General features: G+C 63.4%; 4 protein-coding genes and 1 pseudogene. 2 read left to right on the top strand and 3 right to left on the bottom strand.

Features of this window, described 5'->3' with window-relative positions:
• Positions 1-213: 213 nt before the first annotated feature.
• Positions 214-339, bottom strand: a complete 126-nt coding sequence (ykgO, locus tag EBBID32_RS19920) for a type B 50S ribosomal protein L36 (RefSeq protein ID WP_003046794.1) — start codon at positions 337-339, stop codon at positions 214-216.
• Between the two features lie 199 nt (positions 340-538).
• On the opposite strand from ykgO, the gene EBBID32_RS19915 reads away from it, so the two are divergent.
• Positions 539-1,138 carry a hypothetical protein gene (locus tag EBBID32_RS19915; RefSeq protein ID WP_006965234.1) on the top strand — a complete coding sequence of 200 codons (600 nt, stop codon included), beginning with the start codon at positions 539-541 and terminating at the stop codon, positions 1,136-1,138.
• Complete coding sequence (locus EBBID32_RS19910) at positions 1,135-2,265, top strand: M14 family metallopeptidase (RefSeq protein WP_006965232.1); 1,131 nt, start codon at positions 1,135-1,137, stop codon at positions 2,263-2,265. Before EBBID32_RS19915 ends, EBBID32_RS19910 begins: the two co-directional genes overlap by 4 nt.
• Before the next feature lie 110 nt (positions 2,266-2,375).
• On the opposite strand, the gene EBBID32_RS19905 is transcribed toward EBBID32_RS19910, so the two are convergent.
• Both EBBID32_RS19905 and EBBID32_RS25050 read right to left on the bottom strand, forming a co-directional pair.
• A complete protein-coding gene (locus EBBID32_RS19905; protein WP_006965230.1) occupies positions 2,376-2,654 on the bottom strand; it encodes a DUF2218 domain-containing protein in 279 nt (92 codons plus the stop codon).
• 147 nt (positions 2,655-2,801) lie between these two features.
• Positions 2,802-2,989 (bottom strand): annotated as a pseudogene (locus EBBID32_RS25050) (hypothetical protein); the annotation flags it as partial.

Here is a 2,989-nt window from a genome sequence, read left to right as displayed (position 1 = left end):
GCGCGGTTTCTCGACTTCGCGCGAAACGAACGGAGGTTGGGGGATGCAGGCCAAAGACATTGCGTCCTAAATCCCGGCCCGAATCACCTGACGGCGCACAAATGCGTCGAGCGCCTGATCGGCATCGACCAGGCGCTCGGACAGGACTCAATGGTCCCAAAGGTAGAAGGGCCAGCCACCGTCCGCAGACGATGCCAGACCTTACCCCGCTGCTTAGCCCTGGCGGGCCTTGAAGCGGCGGTTGGTCTTGTTGATAACATAGGTGCGGCCGCGACGGCGGATCACGCGGTTATCGCGATGACGGTCCTTGAGCGACTTGAGCGAGTTGCGGATCTTCATGGAAGTCTGCCTTCTTAGAATCTGGCTTTAGCGGAAAATCGAAGCGCTGCCCCTATGGGCGGGACGGCCTTAAGTCAAGTCCGGCGGCGTCACTTTTGCCCCTGTTCATCCCTCATGCAGCAAGATGCTGGCTTGGAGCGTTGAAGGAATTATACCGTCCGTGTCGTTTAGCGGTGAATGTCCCGTCGGAGTAGATGCCATGTCCAAGCGCCTGATTCTTGCCGCCAGCCTCGCCTTGTCCTTGAGCGCGTGCGCGACGGCAATTCCCCCGGTGGAGGTCACCCGCTTCCATATCGGCGATCCCGCGCGCAGCGGTACGATCGCGGTGGAGGAAATGCGCGGCAATCCTGACATCAGCCTGGAATTCCGCACCTATGCCGCCGCCGTGGCGCAGGAATGGCAGCGGGTCGGCTTCACCCCGGTCGCCGCGGGCGCGACCAGCGACTATGTCGCCAGCGTCGCCTTCCGCCGCAGCTTTCGCCCGTCGGGCATCGACCGCAGCAGCGACAAGCCCGTCAGCGTCGGCGTGGGCGGCGGCATCGGCAGTGGCGGCTTTTCCGGCATGGGGGTCGGCATCGGCATCAACCTGTCGGGCAAGCCCAAGGATATCGTCACCACAGAGTTGCATGTCCAACTGCGCCGCCGTGCCGATTCGACCATGATCTGGGAAGGCCGCGCCTTGAGCGAAGCGCGCGAAGGCACGCCCGCCGCGCAACCGGGGCTGGCCGCACAAAAGCTCAGCGCCGCGCTGATCGGGGGCTATCCGGGCGAATCCGGGCGCACTATAACCGTCAAATGACCATCTCCATCACCAGCGCGTTCGACAGCGGTAATATCCGCGTCCTTTCCATCACCGACACGCCAGAGGCCGTCCGCGCCGAACTGGAAATCGTGACCGATCATCAGAGCGATTTCTATCAATGGTTCCATTTCCGCGTGGCCAATGCTGCTGCACGCGCGGTGGAACTGGCGATCGTCAATTGCGGCGGGTCGGCCTATCCCGACGGCTGGGCCAATTATAAGGCGCGGGTCAGCGAGGATCGCGAGACCTGGAGCCAGGCCGACACCAGCTATGCCGATGGCACGCTGACGATCCGGCTGGAACCGGACAGCAATTCTGTGTGGGTCGCCTATTTCGCGCCCTATTCAATGGAGCGCCACCACGACCTGATCGCCTTTGCCGCCTGCCAGCCGGGCGTCACCCATCGCGAACTGGGGCTGACGCTGGACGGCCAGCCGATCGACCTGCTGAGCGTAGGAGAGGGGCCAAAGCAGGTCTGGCTCTATGCCCGCCAGCATCCCGGCGAAACCATGGCGCAATGGTGGATGGAAGGCGCGCTGGAGCGTCTGTGCGATGAAGAGGATTCGGTCGCGCGGCTGTTGCGGCAACAGGCGACAATCCATCTGGTGCCGAACATGAACCCGGACGGCAGCCGCCGGGGCCATTTGCGCACCAATGCGGTCGGGGTGAACCTGAACCGCGAGTGGCATGAACCGTCGATGGAGCGCAGCCCGGAGGTATTTCTGGTCCGCGCCGCGATGGACGCAACCGGCGTCGATCTCGCCATCGACGTGCATGGCGACGAAGCGATTCCTGCCGTGTTCATTGCCGGCTTTGAAGGCATCCCCTCGATCACCGAACGCCAACTGACCCTCTACCACCGCTATCGCGACACGCTGGCGGCGCGCACCCCCGATTTCCAGACGCGGCTTGGCTATCCGGTGGCTGGGGAGGGGCGGGCGAACCTGTCCATGTCCACCAACCAGGTCGCCGAACGCTTTGGCGCGGTGGCGATGACGCTGGAAATGCCGTTCAAGGATAATGACGACCTGCCCGACGCCGATTTCGGCTGGTCCCCCGCCCGTTCCGCGCAACTTGGCAAGGATTGCCTGGCGGTGCTGGCGGAGATGATCGGGGAGGTTTGATGCCGTGCCTGATGTGGTGCGACCCAAACCCCGTTCGTCCTGAGTAGCCATTTCGACTTCGCTCAGTCCCTACTCAGCACGAACGGGAATTTTAGAAGTAAACACGCAGCTCACTTCCAATCAAAGGCCAGCGGTGCCTCGCGAAACGCGAAGCGGTCGAGATGGTCCGCAACCACCTTCTTGAACAGCGCCACATCGGCCTCCGGCTTGGGGTCGATCGCCACCACCAGCGCCTCGTCCTGCGCGGCCATGCGGATAGCTCCCATCGGGAGGATAACGACACCCGCCTGCGGGTCGAACTCCGTCTCGAACTTGTGGCTCCAATGTTTGCATAGCTGCTGGAGATAGCGGCTGGCGTTGGTAGTGGGCACATGGGCGGTCAGCGTCATCACTTATAGCCTTTCGATCCTGGTGGCGGCCTCGTCGATCAAGGACGCGACGTCGAACATGGTCTGGGCATCGGCCCCTTCCTTTTCAAGCCGCCGCGCACCGCGATCATCAGATTGTGCATCGCCCGGCGCACCGGCGCGCCATCGCTACGCTCGGCCTTTTGCGCCAGCGACGCGATCCGCTCCATCACCAGCGAACAACTTGCGGCTGCCTTGCCCCGGCTGTTCGGCGATCAGGCCCATATCGGCCAGCAGGGTGAGCGTGGGATAGACGACGCCGTGGCTGGGCGCATAGACGTCGCCCTCACGATAGGGCGACACCCCTCCGTCATCGC

It is taken from the genome of Sphingobium indicum BiD32, from assembly GCF_000382885.1.
Classification (GTDB): Bacteria; Pseudomonadota; Alphaproteobacteria; order Sphingomonadales; family Sphingomonadaceae; genus Sphingobium; species Sphingobium japonicum_C.
Note: the sequence above shows the minus strand (reverse complement) of the source record. Positions and strands in the feature narration are given on the sequence as shown.

Excerpts from the sequence above, each read along its gene's own strand:
- ykgO (WP_003046794.1), bottom strand. The coding sequence starts at position 339 with ATGAAGATCCGCAACTCGCTCAAGTCGCTCAAGGACCGTCATCGCGAT.
- EBBID32_RS19910 (WP_006965232.1), top strand. The coding sequence starts at position 1,135 with ATGACCATCTCCATCACCAGCGCGTTCGACAGCGGTAATATCCGCGTC.
- EBBID32_RS19905 (WP_006965230.1), bottom strand. The coding sequence starts at position 2,654 with ATGACGCTGACCGCCCATGTGCCCACTACCAACGCCAGCCGCTATCTC.
- EBBID32_RS19915 (WP_006965234.1), top strand. The coding sequence starts at position 539 with ATGTCCAAGCGCCTGATTCTTGCCGCCAGCCTCGCCTTGTCCTTGAGC.